This window comes from Candidatus Baltobacteraceae bacterium, assembly GCA_036559195.1.
In the GTDB taxonomy this organism is placed as follows: Bacteria; Vulcanimicrobiota; Vulcanimicrobiia; order Vulcanimicrobiales; family Vulcanimicrobiaceae; genus JALYTZ01.
Genome location: DATBTN010000019.1, coordinates 1 through 22391, shown reverse-complemented (window position 1 = coordinate 22391; position 22391 = coordinate 1). Strand labels below are relative to the sequence as shown.

Sequence of the window (22391 nt, the reverse complement as noted above, 5' to 3'; positions counted from 1 at the left end):
GCGCAAAAAGCGCGTCTGGGCATCGGTATGCTGCCCTCGGCGAGCGCCGTTGCGTACGAGCCATTTACGGTTAGCGACCAACAATCGTCACAGGTCGCTCAAATCTTCAACAGTAACAACCAGCTCGTGAACATCCTTCAGAATATCGTCTCGGGCATCGTCGTGCAAAATGCGATCAGCAACGCGACGGGCGGCTCCGGCGGCTCAGCCGGAAGCCTCGCAAACGTCTTGTTAAATAGCGGCATCCCGCTAAGCAGTCTCTTGGGTGTATTTCTCGGAGGCAACGGCATCCTCAACGCCATCGTTGGCTAAGCGATCTATCGAGATCCATGAAAAGGTCCCCGAAAGGGGGCCTTTTTGTTTTTGCGATATAGCGTGACGTGGGCACGAACATGAGTACGGGTCTCTCCACGCGGCGGTTGGCGATGCTGGCGCTGTCGGCTCTGGCGGTCATCTGGGGATATAACTGGGTCGTCATGAAGATCGCGGTCGCCTACGCGCCGCCGTTTCAATTCGCAGCGGCGCGCGCGTTTGGCGGATCGCTCGTACTCTTTGTAGTGATGATGGCTTTACGCCGCAGCCTGCGTCCGCAATTTCCGTGGCCCTACCTGTGGCTCGGCCTCTTTCAAACCACCGGCTTTCTCGGGCTCGTAACCTGGGCGATCGTTACCGCGGGAGTAGGCAAGATCTCAGTTCTCGCATACTCGATGCCGCTGTGGGTCGCGCTGCTGGCGTGGCCGATTTTAGGCGAACGACTGCGCGCGGCGCAGCTCGTCGCGGTCGGACTCGCGATGCTCGGCATTCTGTGCATCTTCGATTTCGTACATGCCGGGCGCTCCATTTTCGGCGACGCGCTCGCCCTCGCCGCCGGCATTTCGTGGGCGATCGGAACGATCATCGCCAAGCGATTACAGCAGCGCGAACGAGATGTGGATCTGCTCTCGATGACGACGTGGCAAATGTTCGCAGGCGGCGCAGCGCTCGTCATCGTCGCGTCGATCGTACCGGGCCACGCGACGCACTGGGCGCCGGCGTACGTCGGAGCACTCGCCTACAATATCTTCGCGGCTACTGCGCTTGCATACGTATTATGGATCTACGTGCTGGCGAAGCTGCCGGCGCGCGACGCGAGTATGGGGACCCTCGCGAATCCGCTGCTCGGTATCCTCGCCGCCTGGATCCAACTCGGCGAAGTACCCACGCTCATCGAAGCCGCCGGAATGTTCCTCGTCATCGCCGGCCTAACGGTCCTAACGCTAACGGCGTCGCGCAAGTAGACTGGAAAGCCAAAAGGTTTACCGCACCGCCCTTCGACAGGCTCAGGGTGACAAGGCCGCGTTTCCGCTGCTGAGCTCGTCGTCGCATGCGCGCGCTCTACGTTTTGTCATGCTGAGCTTGTCGAAGCACGAGCGCGATACCCGCGTCGCCCTTCGACAGGCTCAGGGTGACAATACGGAGCGGCGGGGGAGTAGGAGGGAGTTGCCTACGACGAAGATGCTTGAGGCGCCCATGGCGGCGGCGGCGAGCATTGGGTGGACGATGCCGAATGCGGCGAGCGGAACGAGTACGACGTTGTAGGCAAACGCCCAGAACAGATTTTGCGCGATCGTGCGTTTGGTCGCGCGCGCGAGCGTGATGCCGCGCAGTAGCGCGGCGGGTTCGTTTGAAACGATCGCGGCGCCGGCGCTCTCGAGCGCGACGTCCGCGCCGCCGCCCATGGCGACGCCGACGCTTGCCGTTACGAGAGCCGGCGCGTCGTTGATGCCGTCGCCCACGAACGCAACGCGTTCGCCGTTTGCCTGCAGCCGTTCGACGAACTGCGCCTTGGCTTCGGGCAGCATCTGTGCGTGCCAGCGTTCGATATGCAGACGTTCGGCGACGGCGCGTGTCGGTGCTTCGGCGTCGCCGCTGACGATGGCGAGAGCGAACCCGCGCGCGCGCAGGGCGTCGATCGCGGCCGGTGCGTCGTCGCGCAGCGGATCACCGAGCACGATCGCACCCACGCACGCTCCGTCGCGCGCGACGTAAACGATCGTGCCATCCGCCGCGTCGATTGCTGGAAGCGCGATCCCGTGCTCGGCCGCGAACGCCGCGTTGCCGGCGAGTACCGGCTTACCATCGAGCAGCCCGCGAACGCCGCGACCGCGGCTGTTGAATGCCTCGCGTACGGGCGCGATTTCGAGATCGTGCTCCTGCGCGTATGCCACGATCGCGCGTGCGAGCGGATGCGTCGAAGTGGCTTCGAGTGCGGCGGCAACCTGCATCACCGCCGGCTCATCGAGGCCGGCGCTGGGATGAATCGCCAGCACCGACGGCTTACCGCGCGTCAGCGTTCCGGTTTTATCGAAGACGATCGTGGTGACGTCGCCCATTCGTTCGAGCGTGGCCGCATCTTTAACGAGCAGACCGCGTTTGGCGGCCGTACCCATCGCAACCATCACCGCCGTCGGCGTCGCTAGGCCAAGCGCGCACGGGCAGGCGACGACGAGCACGGCGACCGCGGCGATCAAAGCCGCGATCCAAACGTGTCCGGTAACGAGCCAACCAAGAAACGTGATCGCGGCGATCGCCAAGATGACCGGCACGAAGATTCCGGCGATGCGATCGGCGAGTCGCTGCACGGGCGGCGTCGTTCCCTGCGCGCGCTGCACGATCGCGATGATATGCGCGAGTTGCGTGCCGGTTCCGACGGCGGTCGCGCGCACGTCGAGCGTACCGTCGCCATTGAGCGTGCCTTGCGCCACGGCGTCGCCCTCGCTCACGTCCACCGGCAACGGTTCGCCGGTAAGCATCGACGCGTCGATCGCGCTCGTCCCGTCGGAGACGATGCCGTCGATCGGAACGCGCTCGCCGGCCGGAACGACGAGCAGGTCGCCGACGCGGACTCGATCGACGCCGATCTCGCGAAGACTCCCATCTTCGTCGCGGACGCGCGCCGTCAGCGGCCGCAGATCGAGCAGCGCGCGAATCGCGCGATTACTGCGGCCGCGCGCGAGCGCCTCCAAATATTTGCCGACGAAAACTAGCGTGACGATCGCGCTCGCCGTCTCGAAATACGTCGCTTTGCCCGCGAGCATGGCGTAGACGGAATACAGGTACGCGGCCGTCGAGCCGAGCGAGACCAGCGTGTCCATGGTGCTCGTCCCGTGACGCAGCGCGGCGAGAGCGCCGCGATGGAAGGCCGAGCCGACGACGAGCCACACCGGCGTCGTGAGGGCGAAGAGGAGCCACTCGCGACCCGCAAACGGCGGCAACAGCATCCCGACGACGAGGGTGGGCACGAAGAGCGCGAGCGCCAGTACGAGCAGGCGCCGCTTGCGCGCGAGTTCGGCGTCGCGACGTACGGCGTCCGCGTCGGGAGCGGCGTCCGCTGCCAACGGGGCCGCCCGGTAGCCCGCCGACTCGATCGCCGCCACCAGTTCGCGCGGCCCGATCTGCGGGTCGTGAGCCACGCTCGCTCGCTCCGAGGCCAAATTGACCGCGGCCTCGGTCACGCCGGGGACCCGCTCGAGCGCTCCGGCAACGTGAGCTACGCACGAGGCGCAGGTCATGCCGGTCACGATCAGCTCGGTACGGTCCTGAAGTAAAGTCGTCTGCACGTTGGCGATAACCGCTTCCTCGCTCCGAAGCGTTGCAGGTTCTTTACGCGGCGTTCGTTCTGGATGAAATGGGGAATAAGGTAGCCGGCGAATGAACTTCCAGCCGCTTTCTCATCCCTCTCTGAAGACTTTTGATCGAGCCGGCCGGTAAGCTTTCAAAGTACGAACGAAACACCTCGAGGAGTTTTTGATGATCAAGTCCCTGGGCCGGCTGGCGCTCATCGGCGCTTTGCTCGCTACCCTCTGCGGCCCCGGAGCCGCGGCGGCGCAACTGCCCGCGGCTTCCAGCATCGATCTGCACGAGAGCTACACGCTCTTGACCACCACGTTTTATTCCAAGGTGGATCCGCAGAAAGTCCTCGATGGCGCGCGAACCTCGCTCGATGCTCTGCTGAGTAAACACGGCGGCGGCACGCTGCCGGCGCTGCGCGCTTCCGATACCGAATCGAACGTCGCGGCGATTTCGTCGGCCGTCTCGCGAGCGGTGGCCAAATCGCACGTATCGGATAGCGTCGCAACCTACGCCGCGATCGACGGCATGGCCAAATCGCTCGGCGATCGCTACACGATGTTCTTCACGCCCGATCAGCTCAAGCAGTTCAACGACGCGCTCGATCCGCAGAAGATCTCGGGCATCGGCGTGTTGATTCAAGCGGCCGAATCTCCGACCGGCTATATCAGCGCCTATTACGTCGTCCCCGGTACGCCCGCGGAGCGCGCGGGTGTGAAAGCCGGCGATCTCTTTACGAGCATCGACGGCAAGTCGACCAAGGGCATGAAGAGCGAAGATGCCACCAAGGTTCTGCGCGGCAAGCCGGGTACGAACGTCAGCATCGCCGTCGAACGCGACGGCAAGGCGCTCAGCGCACCGATCACGATCACGCGCGCCGACGTGCAGCCGCCGACCGTCATCTACAAGATGCTCGCAAATAATATCGGCTACATTTGGGTGCTCGCGTTCGGCCAGCAGACCACCGACGAGTTCAATCTCGCGCTCAATCGCCTGCAGGCGGGCGGCTCCAAAGCCTACGTGCTCGATCTGCGCAACGACGGCGGCGGATACGTCAACACCGCGCTCGATATCAGCGCGCGCTTCATTAACAACGATCCGATCGTAAGCGTTCTCGAAGGCGGCAAGACGACCACCATCGAGTCCGATAACACCGCGATCGCGCGCAAACCAATGACGGTGCTGGTCAATCGCTACACGGCGTCGGCCTCGGAGATCACCGCCGGCGCGCTGCAAGACGACGGAATCGCGCAACTCGTGGGCGAGAAGACCTTCGGCAAGGGCGTCGTGCAAACGCTCACGCCGCTGCCCGACGGCGCCGGCATCAAGATCACCACGGCGCGCTACTTCACGCCGAAGAATCGCGACATCAACCTCAAGGGCATTCCGCCCGACGTCGCCGTTACCGAAAACAAGAACGCTCGCTTGGGCGAGCCCGCGTACGACGCTCAATTGCAAGCGGCGATCGATCTACTGCAGAAGCAAATCGCGGGGATCGTCCCGGGCGCCTAGCGCGGCGGCGGTAAAGGGTGCGCGGTAGGCGGGCGACAACCTACCTCGCGGGGGCGATTAGCTCAGCTGGGAGAGCGCCTGCCTTACAAGCAGGATGTCGGCGGTTCGAGCCCGTCATCGCCCAAATTTTTCCCATCGAGGTACGAGCGTGATTCGCGAATTCGAATTCATTCGCGTCGAGATGCACGGCGAGATCGCGACGGTGACGATGGCGCGTCCGCAAAAGCGCAACGCGCTTTCGCTCGAACTCATGCGCGAACTTATCGCAGCGTTCCAAGCGGTCGGCGCGGACCGTTCGTGCGCGGTCGCGATCCTGCGCGGCGAAGGGCCGGCCTTTAGCGCCGGACACGACCTGCGCGAACTGTTGGGGCGCGACGAGCGGGCATACGCCGAGATCTTCGATACGTGCGTCGAGTTGATGGAGACGATTCAGGGGATCCCCCAGCCGGTCATCGCCGAGGTCGCGACGGTGGCGACGGCCGCGGGCTGCCAGCTCGTGGCGACCTGCGATTTGGCCGTCGCTTCAACCGAGGCGCGCTTCGCCACCCCCGGCGTGCGCATCGGCCTGTTCTGCACCACGCCGATGGTGGCGCTGACTCGCTCGGTCGGGCGCAAGCGAGCCCTCGAGATGCTTTTAACCGGGGAGTTCGTGGACGCGCAGACGGCGGCCGAGTGGGGGCTCGTGAATCGCGTCGTCGCCCCCGCGGAGTTGCGTGCCGAAACGCTGGCACTCGCCGCCAAAGTCGCCGAGGCCAGCCGGGCGATCGTCGGGATCGGGAAAGCGGCCTTTTACCGGCAGATCGACCTCCCGCAGTCCGAAGCCTACGCGTACGCCAAGGACGTGATGACGTGCAACGCACTTGAGGCCGACGCCCAAGAGGGCATGGGCGCCTTCGTCGAAAAACGCCCGCCACGCTGGAGCGACCCCGTCCTCGTCCTTCGACAAGCTCCCGTCCTTCGACAAGCTCAGGATGACAAAAAGAGCGAGTAGTCCCCCCTTGTCAAAAAGAGCGAGTAACCCCCTTGTCATCCTGAGCTTGTCGAAGGACGGAGCTTGTCGAAGGACGAGCCTGTCGAAGGACGGGCTTGTCGAAGGACAACGGCACTCGCGTTTTGTGCGAACTTTTGTTAACATTTTGCTAGGACGCCGACGTTGGCAGAGGGAAGCGTCGTCCCCGGGATAAAAAACAGGCTTACGAGACCCGCGCGCATTCATTGTGGGCAATGCGTTGCGAGGGAAACACACAAGACGTCGCCCACACCCGGTATGCGGGCAACCGCATACGCGACGACAGAGAGGGCTCGCCTACGGCGGGCCTTCCTGTTTTTTGCGCGAATGGACGGCCTCGTGAATTTTGTCCAACCGCGCACGCGCTTTGCCGCGTTGATCCTGATCGTCGCTCTGCTCGCTTCCCTCGTCGTCGCCTACGAACGCGTTCGCATCGAACAGGCGACCCGGCGCGTCGAGTTGGCGATGGATTACAACGATTTTACCGGGCTCGCGCGATCGTACAACTACGATCCGACCGCCTTTCTCGTCGAATTGCGGCGCGCCGGCCTCACGTCGCTCGCGCTCACCGAGGAGCTTGGGAGCAGCGTCGGCACCACGCCGAATGCCTACGTGACCTCGGGCGTTCAACTGCTCAACAACGCGCGGCTCTCGCCCATCGGCGAGCCGACGCTGCGCGCGCTCGTAGCGGCCAAGCGGATCCGTCCGGATGCCGTCTATCTGCTGGTCTACGATAAGCCGACGTTCGACCGTTACCTGGCGCAGCTGCCGCTGCACTTCGAACGCTCCGGCATTCACGTGTTGCACGCCTCGTTGCCCTACGTGATCGGGCTGCGCACCCAAATCGACTACTTCGGCTCGACCTCGCTCGGTATTCCGGTCGATCAACTGGCACTGGCCAAGCGGCTCGACTATCTCGTCATTCCGCGCTTTCAGAACGACGAGCGATTCGCGGCACCGCAGATCCAAACGATATTCGGCGATCTCCACGCGGGCAATCGCATCTCGACCGTGATTTTCTTCGGCCTGCGCAATCAGGTGCTCGGCTTCCCCGACCACGTGAAAGATACGGCCGATCTTTTCAAAACGCACAAAACGATGAGCTTTGGCGAGATCGAAACCTACGATCCGCTCCAGGTGCAAAAAGGCAACGACGAGTTAGCGAAGCTCATCCCCGGGCACACGGTTCGCGTCGAGGCGATCAGCAAGACCGAACAAGACAAGCTGCTGCTGCCCCAGATCGTCGCACGGTACGAACTCGGGGTGCGCGAGCGTAACGTGCGTGTGGTCTACCTGCGTCCGTACGTGCATCAATACAACGGGCTCTCGATCGAGAAGAGCAACATCGAGATGGTCCGCCAGATCGCGGACGACCTGCGTTCGCACGGATTCAAACTCGGGCGTGCGGCCCCCATTCCGCTCTATCGCGGCAACAATGCGATCCTCGTCGGGCTCGCCTCGCTCGCGATTCCGTCGCTCTTTATCGTGCTGCTCGGATGGTACGGCTGGTACCGGCCCTCGTACGCGATCGCGGCGTACGGTTTGACGATCCTGATCTATCTCGGCGGCTACGTGACGCACCACGATCTGCTCGGACGCAGCATCATCGCGCTCGTGGGAGCGCTGCTTTTTGCAACCGCCGCGTTCACCGCACTCTCGCGCGCATTTTACGAAGAACCGGCGCCGAACTACGGCGCGCAACTCGTGCGCGGCCTGAAGTGGACGCTGGTTGCGACCGGCGTGGCGCTGCTGGGCGCGCTCGTCGTGATCGGCATCATGAGTTCGCCGCTCGTGATGGAAGAAGTCGAGCGGTTCCGCGGCGTCAAGGCCGTGCTCGTTGCGCCGCCGCTGATCGCGCTGTTTCTGTATATCCTCACCGACCGATTCAACTCGCGCATCGAGGATCCGAAAGGGGCGTTCGCTTCGCCGGTCCGGATCTATCAATTGATTCTCGCGGTCATCGTGATCGCCGTCGGCGGGTTGGTGCTGATGCGTAGCGGCAACCAGAGCGATATCGCGCCGTCGAACTTCGAACTCGCCTTGCGCCATCACTTGACGGAACTTCTGAGCGTGCGTCCGCGCTTCAAAGAGTTCGTCGTCGGCTTCCCGTTATTGATGCTGCTCCCCGCGCTGACGGTCGCCCATCGTCGCGCCGTGGGGCTCTTGCTGGCGCTCGGCATCGGCGTTGGTTTGGGCGATATTATCGATACGTTCTCGCACCTTCACACGCCGATTCTCATCTCGCTCTTGCGCATCGCCAACGGCTTGGTGATCGGCATCGTCATCGGAGCGATCGCCATCGCAATCTACCGCGTCGTTTTGCGCCGCGTGGCTGCGAACGGGTCCGAGCGTGCGATTTCTTCTTAGTGGCTACTACGGGTTCGGAAACCTCGGCGACGACGCGCTTCTCGAAGTGATCGTCGGGCAATTGCGCACGCGCTATCCCTACGCTCAAATCGAGGTGCTTTCGGCGCAGCCCGAGACCACCGCGCACGATCTGCGCGTCGAGGCGACGTCACGAATGGACGTGGGCGCCGTTCGCGAGGCGATCGCGCGCGCCGACGTCGTGCTCTCGGGCGGCGGAGGACTCTTGCAGAACGCGACCAGCCTGCGCAGCTTACTCTATTACGCGGGCGTCGTTCGCTCCGCGGTGCGCAGCAAAAGCCCGACGATGATCTTCGCACAGTCGATCGGGCCGCTCGATTTTTGGGGAAAGACGATCGTGCGCGAATGGTGCAAAGGCGTGGCGCGCGCGACGGTTCGCGACGCGCGCTCGCAGGCGTTGTTGGCCTCGCTGCTGCCGGGCACGCAGGTCGAGCGAACGGCCGATCCCGTGTTTCTCTACGACGCGCCCGACGAGGCGGTCGATCTTTCGCGCGAGGGTATCGGTCCCGACAGCGATCCGCTCGTGATCGTCAGCGTGCGGCGCGCGCCCGGTTTTAAAGACGGCGTCGACGTGGTCGCGCGCGCGCTCGATCGTTTGAGCGAACGCTACGGAGCGCGCGTCGCCTTCCTACCGCTCGGCGGCGCGGGCGACGCCGAAGTCTCGACGCAGATCATCCGCAAGTGCAAGAGCGCGCCCGTCCTCTTGCCGGAGTCGCCGCTTCCCCACGCCGCCAATATCATCCGTCGCGCCAAAGTCGTGATCGGGATGCGCTTGCACGCGCTGATCCTGGCCGCGCGCTACGGCGTGCCGTTTCTCGCGATTCCGTACGATCCCAAAGTCGCGGCGCTCTGCGAAGATCTTGCCTATCCGCTCGAACCGCTCTTCGTGCCCGGCGCGGCCGCTCGGCCGGAGCCGACGGCAACCGACGCGCTGGTCGACCGCCTCATGGCCGATCGCGAAGCGCTCGCCGCCCACCTCAACGCGCAGTTCGAGCACGTACGCGCGCTCGCGGCGCGCAATTTCGAGGTCCTGGACGACGTGGTTGGCGAAAGGCGACCGTCCCGATGAGCGACACGCTGCAGCGCGATTACCGCGATACCCTCAACCTACCCAAGACGGACTTCCCCATGAAGGCCGACTTGCCCAAACGCGAGCCGTTGCGGGTGCAGTGGTGGCGCGAGCAGGGCACGTACGAGCGCCGGCTCGAGCGCAACGCGGGCAATCCGCCGTGGATTCTGCACGACGGTCCGCCGTATGCCAACGGCAACCTGCACATGGGCCACTTCCTCAACATGGTGCTCAAAGATATCTTTGTGAAGATCGCCATGCTCGACGGCAAGTGGGCCAAATTCGTGCCGGGCTGGGATATGCACGGCCTGCCGATCGAACTCGAGACGCTCAAACATCTCAAGATCAAAGATTTTCACGCGATCGATCCGCTCGAACTGCGCGCGCGCTGCAAAGAGCGCGCGCTGCATTGGCTCGACGTCCAGCGCGCGACGCGCATGCGTATGGGCACCTTCGGCGACTACGATCATCCCTATCGCACCGTCGATGCGGAGTTCGAAGCGACGATCGTCGAAACGCTCGCGGATCTAGCGGAAAAGAACCAGCTCTACAAGGGTCTGCGCTCCACGCTGTGGTGCATTCACGACGAGACCGCGCTCGCCGAAGCCGAGATCGAATACAAAGAGAAGGTCTCGCCCTCCGTCTACGTTCGGTTCGCCGCCACGCCGCAGCAGCGCGAAGCAGTGATCGCGGCGATGGGCGTTACCGACGTGCCGCAACGCGTCAGCGTGCTGATTTGGACGACGACGCCGTGGACGCTTCCGGCCAACGTCGCGATCGCGCTCAAACCCGACGCCGACTACGCGCTCTATCGCGTCGACGACGAAGCGCTGATCCTCGCCGAGGCACTCGCTCCGCGGGCGCTGGGCGAGCGATTCGAACGCGCGCAAAAACTCGCGAGCGTCAAGGGCGAAGCGCTCAACGGGCTGGCCGTGCGCCATCCGTTCCTCGGCCGCGATTCGGCCATCGTGCTGGCCGATTACGTCGATCTCGAGACCGGCACCGGTGCGGTGCACACGGCGCCCGGCCACGGCGCCGACGATTTCGAAACCGGCGTGAAATACAATTTACCGATCGTCAATCCGGTCGACGCACGCGGCATCTTCACCGCCGAGGCCGGTCCGTATGCCGGCATGCATATTTGGAAAGCCAATCCGGCGATCGTCGAAGACTTGCGGACCGGCGGCGCGCTCTGGGATGCGTTCGAATATACGCATAGCTATCCGCATTGCTGGCGTTGCCACAACCCGGTGATTTTCCGCGCGACCGCCCAATGGTTTATCGCGATGGATCAAAACCGTCTGCGCAAACGCACGATCGATGCCGCGCAGGGCGTTGAATTTACGCCGGATTGGGGGCGCAACCGCCTGGTGCAGATGCTCGAGAATCATCCGGAGTGGTGTATCTCGCGGCAGCGCACGTGGGGAACGCCGATTCCCGCGCTGCTCTGCAGCGGCTGCAACGAATCGATTCTCGACGCGGGCGTCGCCCGTTTTGCCGCGCAGCGTTTTCGCGCGGCCGGCGCCGACGCATGGTGGCGCGATCCCGTCGAGTCGTTCTTGCCCGCGGGATTCGCCTGTCCCAAGTGCGGCGGTACGACGTTCGAAAAAGAGAAGAACATCGTCGACATTTGGTTCGAGTCGGGCGTGACGCACTTCGCCGTGCTCGGCAAGGACGGTCTTCCGTGGCCGTCGGATCTCGTGCTCGAAGGCGGCGATCAATACCGCGGCTGGTTCCGCAGTTCGATCGTCACCGCGACGGCCATTAAAGATCGCGCGCCGTACAAGCACGTCGTCAAGAACGGCTGGGTTAACGACGAACACGGCCGCCCGATGTCTAAATCGCTCGGCACCGGAATCGACGCGGCGGACGCGATGGACAAATGGGGCGCGGACGTGCTGCGCCTGTGGGCGGCATCGGTCGAGTTCGTCGACGACGTTCGGTTCGGGCCGCACGTCATCGATCAGGTCAGCCGCGTCTACCGCAACGTACGTAACCGCCTGCGCTTCATGCTGAGCAATCTCGAGGACCTCACGCCCGCTACGATCGTGCCGCGCGCCGCGATGGAACCGCTCGACGCGCTCGCTTGCGAGGTTACCGACGAATTCGTTCGCCGCGTTCACGGCATGCTCGCGAGCTACAACTTACACGACGCGTATCTCGAGATCGTGCGTTTCGAGGGAGACGATCTCTCGAGCTTCTATCTCGACGCCCTCAAGGACCGCCTCTACTCGAGTGCCGCCGACGCGCCACGCCGCCGCAGCGCGCAGAGCGCGATCTGGTATATTTTCGAGCATCTCGTCACCTTGCTCGCGCCGTTGCTTTCGTTCACCGCTGAAGAAGCGTGGCAATCGGTGCCGCCCGCGTTGCGCGCCGATCGCGCGAGCGTGTTCGATCTCACGTTCGCACTCTCGAAGCACGACGACCCGGCCGCACGCGATCTCTGGACGCAGATCAAGACGCTGCGCGCGCAAGTCGCCGCAAATGGCGAGATTCGCGACTTCGAAGCCAAAGCAACGCTCGTGGCCGGCGCCGCGCTTTACGCGCGCCTCGCTCCGCTGGGCGACAACCTTCGCGAAGCCTTGGTCGTCTCCGAACTCGCGCTCGGTCAACTCGACGGCGGTTCAGCCGCCCTGCTCACCCTCGAACGCTCCACCGGCGAAAAATGCCAACGCTGCTGGAAATACCTCCCGCTAGGCACCGACCCGAACCACCCATCCCTCTGCACCCCCTGCACCCAAATCATCCACGACAACGAAGAACACGATTCAACAACCTCACCATGACAAGCGCCCCCTTGTCATCCTGAGCTCGTCGAAGGACGTGGTTCGACAACTCACCATGACAAACGCCCACATGACAACAACGCCCCCTTGTCATCCTGAGCCTGTCGAAGGACGTGGTTCGACAAGCTAACACGACGACGAAGGATGCGTTAGCGGTGGCGGGGGCGTTTTAAGGGGCGGTCTGAGGCGCGGATGACGCTGAGGGGTTTGCCGTCGATTTCGAAGAGGTTGAAGGCGGCGATGGCGGCATCGGCGGTCGACTCGTCGGAGACGTTGACGTAAGCGTAGCCCTTTTTTCGGCGCGACCGGCGATCGCGTGGAAACGTGACGTCTTCTTCACCGGCGCCGAATTGACGGAAGAGCGCGAGCAAGTCGCCTTTGGCAGCGTCGCGCGGATAGCCGGCTACGAATAATCGAATCACTCTTTACCTGTCTCCCGCAACACGGTATCGCGGAACGGTTCCCACGTACCTGCTTCGATAGCGATGCGGGCGTCGCGCATGAGGGCGTTGAGCACGTAAACGTTGTGGTACGAGAGCAGGCGGGGGCCGAGCATCTCGTTGGCGCGGAAGAGATGCGATAGATACGCACGCGTGAACGTCGTGCAGACCGAGCAACCGCAGTCCGGGTCGATCGGCGTAAAGTCGCGCGCGTAGGCGGCGTTGCGAATGTTGTACTCGCCGTGGTGACGCGTCATCGCTCGCGCGTTGCGTCCGCAGCGCGTCGGATAGACGCAATCGAACATGTCGATGCCGCAATCGACCGCCATCACGATGTCGCGCACGGTTCCCACGCCCATCAGGTACCGCGGCTTCTCCGCCGGCAACAGCGCGGCCGAAAAGCGCGCAAGCAGATACATCTCCTCGCGGGTTTCGCCCACCGACAATCCGCCGATCGCGTAGCCGGGAAAGTCGAGCGCGACCAGCGCTCCAGCGCTGCGGGCGCGCGCGCTTTTGTCGAGGCCGCCCTGAATGATCGCGAAGACGGCGGTCTGCTCTCGCGCGCGCGCGGCAGCCGAACGCTGCGCCCACTGCGTCGTGAGCCGCACCGATTCGTCGATCTGCTCGGGCGTCGCCGGCAGCTTCACGCAGACGTCGAGCACCATCGCGATATCCACGCCGAGCGCTTCCTGAAACGCGATCACGTTCTCCGGCGTGAACCGATGCGTGCTACCGTCGATGTGCGATTGAAACGTCACCCCGTCGTCGTCGAGTTTGCGTCGCGACTCCAAACTAAAGACTTGAAAGCCGCCGCTGTCGGTGAGGATGGGGGCGTGCCATTGCATGAACGCATGTAGGCCGCCCGCCTCAACGATCAAGTCGCGTCCGGGACGCAGCCACAGATGGTACGTGTTGGAGAGCACGATCTGCGAGTGTGCCGCGCGCAATTCGTCGGGCGTCAAACCCTTAACGGTCGCCGCGGTACCGACCGGCATGAACGTCGGCGTTTCGACGACGCCGTGTGCCAATCGCAGGGTGCCGCGGCGCGCCGTGCCGCTCGTGCCGGCGAGCGCGAACACTACGAGAGCAGCGCGCGGGTCGCGACGTACTCCGCCGGCGGATCGATCTCGAACTCCAGCTCCTGGCCGGTGCGCGGATGGCGGAACGCGAGTCGCCATGCATGCAGCGCCTGTCCGGGAAGCGGAAAGCGCGGCTCGGATTTTCCATAGACCGGATCGTTGACGATCGGATGCCCGAGTGCGGCCATGTGCACGCGAATTTGGTGCGTCCTCCCGGTTTCGAGACGGAAGATCAGCTCGGCCGCCGCCTTGAGCGGCGTACGCAGTTCGTAGTGCGTCACCGCAGGCTTACCCGCGGCGGTAATGGCGTATTTCAAGCGATTCTGCGGATCGCGCCCGATCGCGCCGTCGACCGTGCCGACGGGGTGCTGCGGAATGCCGTGCACGATTCCGAGATATTCGCGTTTGATGTAGCGCGCCTTCATCGCACGCCCCAGCGACGAGAGCGCGAGTTCTGATTTTGCCACGACCAGCAGCCCGGACGTGTCGCGATCGAGGCGATGCACGAGCCCCGGCCGCACGGTGTCGCCGGGTAGTGACTCGACGTAGCCGAGCAGTGCGTTGACGAGCGTGCCGCTCGTGGAACCGTGCGCCGGATGCGTCACCATGCCCGCGGGCTTGTCGACGATGAGGAGATCCTCGTCTTCGTAGACGATCGTGAGGTCGATCGACTCGGCCTCCACGCGCATCGGCGGACGCTCCAGAAGTGCGAACTCGAGCGTTTCGCCTTCGGTGAGGACGTAGCTGCCTTTCACGGCGACGCCGTCCACGCGGATGTCGCCGCGCTTGACGGCTTCGGTTACGAGCGAGCGAGAGAATCCGGTCAAGTGCGCGATCGCGAGATCCGCGCGCTTGCCGCCCTCTTTAGGTGTGACGACGATTTTTTGCAAGACTTGCTACGATCAATAAGATGACGCCGCCCGTAATACACGAGTCGGCCACGTTGAAAATATTCGGCCAGATTTTGTAGAAGTCGATGAAATCGACGACGTACTGATAGTGCAGCCGATCGACGATGTTGCCGATCGCGCCGCCAAGAATCAACCCGAACGCAATGCGCACCAGCCGCGAGTGCCGCGCCGCATCGCGAAACGAGTACCAAAAGATCAGCAAGACGACGATCGCCATGACCACGAGCATCACCGGCGACGAGCCGAATAAACCGAACGCGCCGTGCTGATTCTGCTCGTACGTCCACCTCAGCAGATGCGGTACGACGATTCGGCTCGCGCCGGGCAGAAAGTGTGCGACGATCGCGTGCTTGGTGAGCTGGTCGATCGCGAGCACGACGGCCGCGACGATCAGGAATTGGGACGCGTCAGAGTTTCGGCTGCGGGACAAATTGATAGAACCATCCTGCGATGCGAAGAAATGAGTTTGAGAAAATCACGATACCGGTGAGAACCAAGAACGTTCCGGCGCCAAACTCGATAGCCGGCAAGAAGCGCTTGATCCGATTGAGTGCCGGCAGGACGATGCCGATTGCGACGGCGGTGAGAAAGAACGGGAGCGCCAGTCCCATCGAGTACACGAAGAGCAGCCACGCGCCGTCGGCGATGTGCGCCGTCTGCGCCGCGAAGGCCAGAATCAGCGAGAGCACCGGGCCTACGCACGGCGACCAGCCCGCCGCGAACGCCAGGCCCACGAGCACCGAGGCGAAGTACGAGCGCTCCTTCGGCTGCGCGTGGACGCGCTTATCCATCGCTAGAAAGCGCAACTTAAAGACGCCCATCATCTGGAGGCCCAGCACGATGACGATGACCCCGCCGATCCGGGCGATCAGCAGCTGGTTGGCGCGCAGCGCCCCGCCGAGCGCGCTCGCGGTGACGCCCAGCCCGACGAAGATCAGCGTGAAGCCGAGGATGAACGCCAGGCTGTGCAGGATCGTGCGCGCGCGGGCCTGCGCGCTGAGTTCGGCTTGCAGCTCCTCGAGGCTCGTGCCGGTGAGAAACGAGAGATAGGCCGGGACCAGCGGGAGGACGCACGGAGAGACAAAGGAAACGAGGCCCGCCAGGAATGCGATCCCGACGGTTAGGTGCGTGGTACCCACGCCGCTCATTTAGACCGCACGAGGGTTCGCGCCTGTAATGACCGAGGGGCGGAGCCGTTGCAGCACTGGTTCACCTATCCGAATATCGATCCGATCGCGATCCACTTGGGACCCCTGCAGATCCACTGGTACGGTATCTCGTACTTGGTTGGGTTCATCGCGGTCTACCTTTGGATGAGCCGGCCGGCCGGCCGGTTGCGGCTGGGCCTGACCAAAGATCAGATTCAAGATTTCTTATTCTACGCACTGGTGGGCGTTTTGGTTGGCGGTCGCACGTTTTTTGTGATCAACGACATCATCAGCAAACACGACGCGAGCTACTACACGCAAAACCCGCTGAATTTCATCGCGGTCTGGAACGGCGGGATGGCGTTCCACGGCGGCGTCGTCGGCGTGATCGTGGCGCTGCTGCTCTTTTTACGCAAGCATCCGGGCTTGAGCTATCGCATCCTGGGCGACGAGATCGTGATGCTCTTGCCCATCGGTATCACGCTCACGCGCCTCGTCAACTTCATCAACGACGAGCTGTGGGGCGATATTTGCCGCCCGGACCATCCGTGGTGCATCGTCTTCCCGGCGAAGCCCGACGGTTTTCGCCACCCGGCGCAGCTCTACGAAGCGGTGCTCGATCTCATTACGCTGCCGATTCTCTTTCTGATCTACCGGCGCCGGCCGTCGGACGGCGTGGTCGCCTGGTCGTGGTTCACGATCTACGGCATCACGCGCTCCGTCGCGGAGATCTGGCGCCAGGCCGACTTCTCGTGGCACGGCATAACCGGTGGCCAGCTCTACGCGCTGCCGATGATCGTGATCGGCATCATCGGCATCGTCGTCTGCACGCGCCGGGGTGCCCGAACCGTCGTCCTCCCGCAGGCAGGCCGCTCCTGAAAGAGGCGGAAAACGGTGGCGCATGGAGCTCGATCTTCGCGAGCGCTATGCGCGGTTGCAAGCAGACTTAGCCGATGCGGCACGAGCGGCAGGCCGCTCGCCCGGCGAGATCACCATCGTCGCCGTCACCAAGAAGCAACCCCCCGAGGTCATCGCCGCCGCGCTAGCCGCCGGCATCACCGATTTCGGCGAGAACTACCTCCAAGAAGCCCGCACCAAATTCCCCTGTCATCCTGAGCCTGTCGAAGGGCGGGTGCGTAAGCACTTTATCGGGCACGTTCAGACCAACAAGGCGAAGGCGATCGTGCAGACGTTCGACGTGGTGCAGAGCGTGGATCGCATCGAGGCTGGGCGCGCGCTCGCCCGGGCGGCTCGCGATCTCGGCAAGACGCTGCCGATCCTCATTCAGCTCAACGTGTCGCCGGCCGAGCGCTTCGGTTGCCCGCCGGAGCAGGCGCCCGCACTGGCCGAGGCGCTGCGCGCGGAGCCGGGGTTGCTCGTTGCCGGCGTGATGGCGATCGGGCCGCTGACGGCGGATCGCGACGCGCTGGAGCGCTCGTTTGCGCTCGCCGCAAAGACCTTCGAGCGTGTAGGCGGAACCATCCTATCAATTGGTATGTCGGGCGATTGGCGCGAGGCCGTCCGGTGGGGTTCCACGATGATCCGGGTCGGCACCGCGTTGTTCGGACAACGACCTGCAGCGCCGTTAATCGGCGCGAAGAATTGAGGGTAATACGATGAGCATGTTCAGAAAGATCGGCTCGTTCTTCTCGATGAGCGACGAAGACGACGGTGTGTACGAAGAAGAAGCCACCTCGTCGCGCGTCGTTCCGTTAACGAACGCTCCGCGCCGCGGCGGCACCGAGGTGAGCGTGTACTCGCCGCGATCGTTCGGCGATGTGACCGAGATCGCCGACGCGTTGCGAAATCGGCAAGTCGTAATCGTGAACTTACAGAATGCCGATCGTTCGCTGCTCCAGCGAGTCGTCGATTTCACGTCGGGCGTCGCCTACACGATCGATGGAAAGATTCAGAAACTCGCCGAGGCGATCTATCTCGTGGTCCCGTCGGGCGTCGTCGTCAACGCGCAGGGTCTGCGCGATTCGATGATGTCCGACGGCAGCCTCGACTTCATGTCGAACAGAGGATAAGCATGCAGAAAATCACGCCGGTCGACATTCAGCACAAAACCTTCAAGAAGGCGCTTCAAGGCTACGACCGCACCGAGGTCGATCAGTTCCTCGACGAAGTGATTGAAACGCTCGAAGACGACGCGCAGCACGTGGCCGTGCTCGAGTCGGAGGTGGCGGACCTCAAAGAACGCATCAGCCATTTCAAAGCGATGGAAGAGTCGCTGCAGAACACGCTCGTGCTCGCACAGCGAACGGCCGACGAAGTCAAAGCCTCCGCGCATAAAGAAGCCGACCTCATTAAAGAACAAGCTCGCATCGCGGCCGAGCGCGACATCGCTTCGTATACCGACGCCGCGGCCGACGCGCGCCGCGAACATCAACGCGCGCACGAAGCTGCCGAAAAAGCGAAGAGCGAACTGCGCAGCCTGCTGACGACGCACCTGTCGCTGCTCGAACGTCCCACCACGCCGGCACCGCCGGTCGTTACGACGGGCGACGCCGCGACCACCGTGACCGACGATACGTCGCGAGTCGAAGTCCAACAACCCGAGCGCATCACCGTCTATTAGTTCGTGCCGATCGTAGCCGTACTGCCCGGCGATGGCATCGGGCCTGAAGTCACGCGCGCCGCCGTGCGCATCCTGCGCGCCGTTCGGCCGGACCTCGACTGCGTCGAAACGCCGGTCGGCGCGGCCGCCCTTCGCGCCGGCGAACCGGCACTTCCCGATCGAGCGCGCGAGCTCTGCGAACGCAGCGCGGGGATTCTCTTCGGCGCGGTCGGTTTACCGGAGTACGACGGGAAACCGCTTCCGGAGCGGCCCGAATACGCGCTCTTCGTGCTGCGCCGCGACTACGAGCTCTACGCGAACATCCGTCCGGTCAAAGTCTTTGCGGGGCTCGAGCACGCTTCGAGCCTGCGTCCCGAACTCGTCGAGAATCTCGACCTCGTCGTGATTCGCGAGTTGACCGGCGGCATCTATTTCGGTAAACCCAAAGAACAGCGCGTCGGCGCCGACGGAATTGAAGAAGCGGTCGACACGATGATCTACCGCGCGCCCGAAGTGGAACGTATCGCGCGCGTCGCCTTCGAGCTGGCCCGCAAACGTCGCAAACACGTTACGTCGGTCGACAAACAGAACATCTTGGAGACGTCGCGACTCTGGCGGCGCGTCGTCGAACGAGTAGCCAAAGAGTATCCCGACGTCGCGCTCGCCCACCTGCTCGTCGACAACGCGGCGATGCAGCTCGTTCGCCGCCCCCGCGACTTCGACGTACTGCTCACCGAGAACATGTTCGGCGACATCCTCTCCGACGAAGCGGCGATCCTCACCGGCTCGATCGGCAATCTCCCGAGCGCGAGTCTCGGCACGCGCGGTACCCCGGGCAAACAATTCGGTCTCTACGAACCGATTAGCGGTTCGGCACCCGATATCGCCGGCCGCGGCATCGCCAATCCCACCGCCGCGATCCTCTCGGCCGCCATGCTGCTGCGCCATTCGCTCGACGACGAAACCGGCGCCGCACGCATCGAACGCGCCGTAGAAGCCGCCTTCGCCGCCGGCGCCCGCACTACCGAACTAGCCCGCGGCAACGAACCCTCCCTAACCACCGAAGCCTTCACTCAAGCCGTCCTAGCCACCCTGTCCCCCCTGTCATCCTGAGCCTGTCGAAGGACGGAGCTTGTCGAAGGACGGGCCCGTCGAAGAACGACGGCTCGCTCCGTCATCATGAGTTTATCTTTAAAGTCGCGAATCTCGACGGTGACCCTGCCGTGCTCGTGCGGATGGTTTTGCGACCAGACTCGCTTCCATCGCGCGAGCAGATTCGCTTTCATCGCGTCTTCCGCGGCGCTATCCATCGAATAAATCCCGTCGACGTCAACGTAGACGCGCATCGTATTGCCTTTGACGTCGGTCCCTTGAACGACGCCGGGATATGCCTGTTTCATCCCATACACTGCGGCGTTTTCGCGAGCGATAATCGCATCCGTCCCCGACGACCCGCTCGGCGCACACCCGCCGGCGGACGTCGCGATAACGAGAAACGCAAGTGGCCAAAGTCGCGCGATCACGCTACGTGCTCTCCCCCAAAAGTTCGAGATCGGCGAGATCCTTCGCTCGGCCGGTTTGGCGCTTGTTGACAATGAGATCGTCGCGCCCGATAAAATGTACCGCAATGTCTTCTATCCGAGCCTCTTCGCGAGCGGTCCAGGCATCCTTGAAAACGACGCCATCGATTCCGGTGATGACATCGATGCGAACGGGCGCGATGCCGATCTGATAAATCAAATCGTCCGAAAGCAGGTCGGTCTCGGTGAGGTTTTCCAACGGCGCACCGAATGCGGCCAGAGCGCGCAAGACGAGGCGCGCGTTTTCGATTGAGGGTTCCACCCATACGTCGAGGTCGGCGGTTGCACGCGGCCGAGCGTAATAACCGACGGCCCACGCTCCCACAATGAGATACCTAACTTCCGCGGCGGAGAACTCGCGCAATAGATCGCTGAAGTCTGGGTTGAGCTCCATCGATGCCTCCCAGGGCGCGGGATTGTGCAAAGAGCGTCCAGCAGTAAGCCGCGCGCTGGGCGGCGGGGACCGCGCGCCAATAGTCGCGATCGATGGCATCTTGATCGTCGCCGCGACGAATCTTGCGCGTCTGCATACGCTCGACCCGGCTCGCGCGCCGTTCCTCTGGACTCACGATATGGTCGTTCGACGGCGTAATGCGCCGGCCATGCGGCGGACATAACCGGCCGCTATCATCCGCGCATGGATGGAATCGGATGGGCGGGCAGCGCCATGGCGGCTGCTAAATCGCGGCTCGATATCGCAACGGAAAACCTGGCGAATAGTTCGAGCGACGGCTTCGAGCGAGCACGGGCGCGGGGCCTGATGACGCCGCGCGGCGTGCGTATCGAGGCCGTCAAAGACTTGGAACAAGGAGCGCTGCGGCGCACGGGTCGGCCCGACGATTTCGCAATCGTCGGCGGTGGGTATTTTATCGTACGCGACGCGCACGGGCATCTCGATCGAACTCGGAGCGGGGCGTTCGTGCGCGACCGCTTCGGGCATCTGCGCGACGATGCGGGCCGGCGTTTCGTCGACACCCATCTGGCTCCGGGCGCGAGCGTGCGTCGAGGTTTTCTCGAAAGCTCCAACGTCAACGCGATCGGCGAAATGATCGACGTGATGACCGCGCAGCGCTCGTTTGAAAGCGCGCAAAAAACGCTCAGCGCGATCGACCAAACGCGCGACAAATCCGCAAACGAGGTGGCGCGCCTCAAATGAATCGCGCACTCTATGCGGCCGCAACCGGGATGGCGGCGCAACAACAGAACCTCGACGTCATCGCCAACAACCTTGCCAACGCCGACGTGATCGGATTCAAGGGCGCGACGGCGGCCTTCACGGAGCTCGCGGCGCCTGGCCAGATCGGGCTTGGAACCGCGCAGGTCGGCACGCATGCGATCTTCGCGCAAGGCAAGCTGATGAAGAGCGGGGGGCCGTTCGATCTGGCAATCGACGGCAACGGATTCTTCGCCGTCGTCGACGCGCACGGCCGGAAGGCCTATACGCGCGACGGCGAATTCTCGCGCGCGCCCGATGGATCGTTGCGTAACGCGCAAGGCTGGCGGCTCGAAGGCGTGCACGTTCCAGACGACGCGCTCTCGGCCGACGTTGCGCCGGACGGGCGAGTCTCCGTAAAGACGTCTCGAGGAACGCACGCCGCCGGACGCGTCCGCCTCGCGGAGTTCGCCGCACCCGAGCGGCTCGCACCGCTGGGCGCGACGCTCTTCGCGCAAACGCGCGATTCCGGCCGCGCGCGCTTCGAGCGCGCCGGCTCGCCGGACGGCCCGACAATTAAGTTCGGCATGCTCGAGCAATCGAACGTGTCGATCGTCGAAGCGATGATGGAGATCCTCGCGGCGCAGCGCGCCTACGAAGCCAACGCAAAAGGCGTGCAAGCGGCCGACGAAATGCTGCGCATCGCGGATAACTTGCAGCGATCGTAAGTCGTTATTTCGAGCCGAGCGTTACATACGCTTCATAGGCGATTTTCCAATCGGAGTGGGATTTTCGCCATGAGGCAAGGTACGTTCCAGAACGATTGCGTTTCGGCACTTTATAGACTGCTGTCCACGCTCCGTATTCCGCGGCATGCCTGCCGTCGGAGCTAATCGTGATCGTCATCGGGCGACGGACGTATGCAACAAAATTGGGGTCTTTGAATTCGATGCCTGCATAGCTGTCCGCAAGAGGTCCGGCTCCTGAGAAAACGGTGCCGTCACTCACGTGAGTCGAATTGTGTGAGTCCATGCGCGTTTCATTAGCGTAACGTTGTGTGACTCGATCGCCCGGTTGTTCTCGAGCCGTAGCGATCGGATCTTGTTAACGTCGTTCTGCGACGCGGAGCCGACAGATGTTACGGTCATCG

The 22391-nt window shown here is 63.4% G+C and carries 22 protein-coding genes and 1 tRNA gene; 15 read left to right on the top strand and 8 right to left on the bottom strand.

The window, feature by feature from the left end; all coding sequences use genetic code 11:
• The coding region (locus VIG32_02140; GenBank protein HEY8296810.1) for a hypothetical protein at positions 1–312 on the top strand (312 nt) is incomplete at its 5' end.
• 80 nt (positions 313–392) lie between these two features.
• A complete protein-coding gene (locus VIG32_02135; protein ID HEY8296809.1) occupies positions 393–1277 on the top strand; it encodes an EamA family transporter in 885 nt (294 codons plus the stop codon).
• A 162-nt stretch (positions 1278–1439) separates the two neighbouring features.
• Here the strand turns inward: VIG32_02135 and VIG32_02130 are convergent, their stop codons facing one another.
• A complete protein-coding gene (locus VIG32_02130; protein HEY8296808.1) occupies positions 1440–3599 on the bottom strand; it encodes a heavy metal translocating P-type ATPase in 2160 nt (719 codons plus the stop codon).
• A 190-nt stretch (positions 3600–3789) separates the two neighbouring features.
• On the opposite strand from VIG32_02130, the gene VIG32_02125 reads away from it, so the two are divergent.
• The 6 genes from VIG32_02125 to ileS all read left to right on the top strand — a co-directional run bounded on the left by VIG32_02125 (position 3790) and on the right by ileS (position 12370).
• A complete protein-coding gene (locus VIG32_02125) occupies positions 3790–5121 on the top strand; it encodes a S41 family peptidase (protein ID HEY8296807.1) in 1332 nt (443 codons plus the stop codon).
• A gap of 51 nt (positions 5122–5172) precedes the next feature.
• Positions 5173–5245: transfer RNA gene (locus VIG32_02120), tRNA-Val, on the top strand.
• 24 nt (positions 5246–5269) lie between these two features.
• Entirely contained in the window at positions 5270–6112 is an 843-nt protein-coding gene (locus VIG32_02115) for an enoyl-CoA hydratase (protein HEY8296806.1), read from the top strand.
• Positions 6113–6469: 357 nt separating this feature from the next.
• Complete coding sequence (locus VIG32_02110) at positions 6470–8497, top strand: DUF5693 family protein (protein ID HEY8296805.1); 2028 nt, start codon at positions 6470–6472, stop codon at positions 8495–8497.
• Entirely contained in the window at positions 8481–9584 is a 1104-nt protein-coding gene (gene csaB, locus VIG32_02105; GenBank protein HEY8296804.1) for a polysaccharide pyruvyl transferase CsaB, read from the top strand. The genes VIG32_02110 and csaB overlap by 17 nt, the downstream gene beginning before the upstream one ends.
• Positions 9581–12370, top strand: a complete 2790-nt coding sequence (gene ileS, locus VIG32_02100; protein HEY8296803.1) for an isoleucine--tRNA ligase — start codon at positions 9581–9583, stop codon at positions 12368–12370. The genes csaB and ileS overlap by 4 nt, the downstream gene beginning before the upstream one ends.
• A gap of 149 nt (positions 12371–12519) precedes the next feature.
• Here the strand turns inward: ileS and VIG32_02095 are convergent, their stop codons facing one another.
• From VIG32_02095 to VIG32_02075, 5 genes are read right to left on the bottom strand one after another with little or no spacing between them, the layout of a single operon-like run.
• The gene (locus VIG32_02095; GenBank protein ID HEY8296802.1) at positions 12520–12792 is read right to left on the bottom strand and encodes an RNA-binding protein; all 273 of its coding nucleotides are present in this window, start codon (positions 12790–12792) and stop codon (positions 12520–12522) included.
• Complete coding sequence (gene tgt, locus VIG32_02090; GenBank protein ID HEY8296801.1) at positions 12789–13889, bottom strand: tRNA guanosine(34) transglycosylase Tgt; 1101 nt, start codon at positions 13887–13889, stop codon at positions 12789–12791. The genes VIG32_02095 and tgt overlap by 4 nt, the downstream gene beginning before the upstream one ends.
• Positions 13889–14779, bottom strand: coding sequence for an RluA family pseudouridine synthase (locus tag VIG32_02085; GenBank protein ID HEY8296800.1), 891 nt, complete (start codon positions 14777–14779; stop codon positions 13889–13891). The genes tgt and VIG32_02085 overlap by 1 nt, the downstream gene beginning before the upstream one ends.
• Positions 14754–15230: a signal peptidase II gene (gene lspA, locus VIG32_02080; GenBank protein ID HEY8296799.1), complete on the bottom strand. Its 477-nt coding sequence runs from the start codon at positions 15228–15230 to the stop codon at positions 14754–14756. Before lspA ends, VIG32_02085 begins: the two co-directional genes overlap by 26 nt.
• The gene (locus VIG32_02075) at positions 15208–15939 is read right to left on the bottom strand and encodes a cytochrome c biogenesis protein CcdA (GenBank protein HEY8296798.1); all 732 of its coding nucleotides are present in this window, start codon (positions 15937–15939) and stop codon (positions 15208–15210) included. The genes lspA and VIG32_02075 overlap by 23 nt, the downstream gene beginning before the upstream one ends.
• Positions 15940–15996: 57 nt before the next feature.
• Here VIG32_02075 and lgt point away from each other — a divergent pair, with 57 nt between their 5' ends.
• The 5 genes from lgt to leuB are packed head-to-tail and all read left to right on the top strand — an operon-like array spanning position 15997 to position 19621.
• Positions 15997–16827 (top strand): prolipoprotein diacylglyceryl transferase, encoded by an 831-nt coding sequence (gene lgt / locus VIG32_02070; GenBank protein ID HEY8296797.1) that lies wholly within the window; start codon positions 15997–15999, stop codon positions 16825–16827.
• Positions 16828–16849: 22 nt separating this feature from the next.
• The gene (locus VIG32_02065) at positions 16850–17554 is read left to right on the top strand and encodes a YggS family pyridoxal phosphate-dependent enzyme (protein HEY8296796.1); all 705 of its coding nucleotides are present in this window, start codon (positions 16850–16852) and stop codon (positions 17552–17554) included.
• A 10-nt stretch (positions 17555–17564) separates the two neighbouring features.
• The gene (gene sepF, locus VIG32_02060; GenBank protein HEY8296795.1) at positions 17565–17978 is read left to right on the top strand and encodes a cell division protein SepF; all 414 of its coding nucleotides are present in this window, start codon (positions 17565–17567) and stop codon (positions 17976–17978) included.
• A 2-nt stretch (positions 17979–17980) separates the two neighbouring features.
• Positions 17981–18529, top strand: a complete 549-nt coding sequence (locus VIG32_02055; protein ID HEY8296794.1) for a DivIVA domain-containing protein — start codon at positions 17981–17983, stop codon at positions 18527–18529.
• Between the two features lie 3 nt (positions 18530–18532).
• Positions 18533–19621, top strand: a complete 1089-nt coding sequence (gene leuB / locus VIG32_02050; protein ID HEY8296793.1) for a 3-isopropylmalate dehydrogenase — start codon at positions 18533–18535, stop codon at positions 19619–19621.
• Between the two features lie 411 nt (positions 19622–20032).
• Here leuB and VIG32_02045 read toward each other — a convergent pair whose 3' ends face one another.
• Entirely contained in the window at positions 20033–20482 is a 450-nt protein-coding gene (locus VIG32_02045; protein HEY8296792.1) for a hypothetical protein, read from the bottom strand.
• 243 nt (positions 20483–20725) lie between these two features.
• Between VIG32_02045 and VIG32_02040 the strand changes: the two genes are divergently transcribed.
• The gene (locus VIG32_02040; GenBank protein ID HEY8296791.1) at positions 20726–21244 is read left to right on the top strand and encodes a flagellar basal body rod C-terminal domain-containing protein; all 519 of its coding nucleotides are present in this window, start codon (positions 20726–20728) and stop codon (positions 21242–21244) included.
• A complete protein-coding gene (locus tag VIG32_02035; protein HEY8296790.1) occupies positions 21241–21969 on the top strand; it encodes a flagellar hook-basal body complex protein in 729 nt (242 codons plus the stop codon). Before VIG32_02040 ends, VIG32_02035 begins: the two co-directional genes overlap by 4 nt.
• 4 nt (positions 21970–21973) lie before the next feature.
• Here the strand turns inward: VIG32_02035 and VIG32_02030 are convergent, their stop codons facing one another.
• Entirely contained in the window at positions 21974–22249 is a 276-nt protein-coding gene (locus tag VIG32_02030) for a hypothetical protein (GenBank protein HEY8296789.1), read from the bottom strand.
• Positions 22250–22391: the final 142 nt, after the last annotated feature.